Source organism: Novosphingobium sp. B-7, from assembly GCF_000410615.1.
GTDB lineage: Bacteria > Pseudomonadota > Alphaproteobacteria > Sphingomonadales > Sphingomonadaceae > Novosphingobium > Novosphingobium capsulatum.
The window spans coordinates 1-1,144 of record NZ_APCQ01000259.1 but is presented as its reverse complement, the minus strand read 5'-3'; the positions used below and the strand labels follow the sequence as shown (position 1 = coordinate 1,144).

At 70.0% G+C, this 1,144-nt stretch carries 1 protein-coding gene; it reads left to right on the top strand.

Annotated elements, in window-relative coordinates; all coding sequences use genetic code 11:
• The coding region (locus tag H926_RS0103245) for a murein transglycosylase A (RefSeq protein ID WP_022675032.1) at nucleotides 1–1,064 on the top strand (1,064 nt) is incomplete at its 5' end.
• Nucleotides 1,065–1,144: the final 80 nt, after the last annotated feature.

Genomic DNA, 1,144 nt, shown 5'->3' with positions numbered 1-1,144 from the left:
CCGTCAGCGCCGGCTTGGCTCGCGGGCCGGCACCGTCCGCACTGGGCCTTGCCCCGGGCAATGCCGGTGCGGCGCTCAACGCGTTCATCACCTCATGCCCTGGCCTGACCCGGCGCAGCGACAGCAGCGGCCTGACCCAGCCAACCGATTGGGCCCTCGCCTGTGCGGCCGCGCGCACTTGGCCGCGCGACAATGCCGCCGCCTTTTTCGACGGCTACTTCGAAACCGCCCGCGTCGGCGATGGTGGTACTTTCGTCACCGGCTATTACGAGCCCGAGATCGCTGGTGTGCGCACGCACCAGCCCGGCTTCGATGTGCCGGTCTATGGCGTGCCGGCCGATCTCGTGCGCGCCCGGCCGGGCGATGCCCCGCCACTGCCCGATGGGCGCCAGCCACTTGGCCGCTATGACGAAACCGGGCAGTTCGTGCCTTATTTCGATCGCAGCCAGATCGAGGACGGCGCCCTTGCCGGCAAGGGCCTGGAAATCGCCTGGGCGGCCGATCCGGCAGAGCTGTTCTTCCTGCAGGTGCAAGGGTCTGGCCGGCTGCGCGCGCCCGATGGCAGCGTCATCCGCCTGGGCTATGGCGCCATCAACGGCTGGGACTACACCGGCATCGGCACGGTCATGGCGCAGCAGGGCCTGATTGGCACCGGCCCGGGCCAGTATCCCGGATCGATGCAGGGCATACTGCGCTATATCCACGATCACCCGGTGGAAGGCGACGCGCTGATGCGGCAGAACCGCAGCTACGTGTTCTTCCGCGAAAACACCCAGCCCGGCGCGATCGGAGCGATGGGCGTGCCGGTCAGCCCGCGCACCACCGTGGCGGCCGATCCGGCGTTCGTGCCGCTGGGCGCCCCCGTCTGGCTCCAGGTTGATCGCCCACAGGTCAGCGGGTTGTGGGTGGCGCAGGATACCGGCGGCGCCATCAAGGGCCCCAACCGCTTCGACAGCTTCTGGGGTGCGGGCGCCGATGCCCGCCTAACCGCCGGCGGCATGAGCGCACATGGCCAGGCCCTGGTCCTGCTGCCCAAGGGCACGCTGGCCCGGCTCGGTCGATGAGGCGCGGCCCGCGCGGCCTGAGTGCCGATGAACTCGTGCTGTGGCGCAAGGTGGCCGATACCGTCACCCCGCTGCATCCT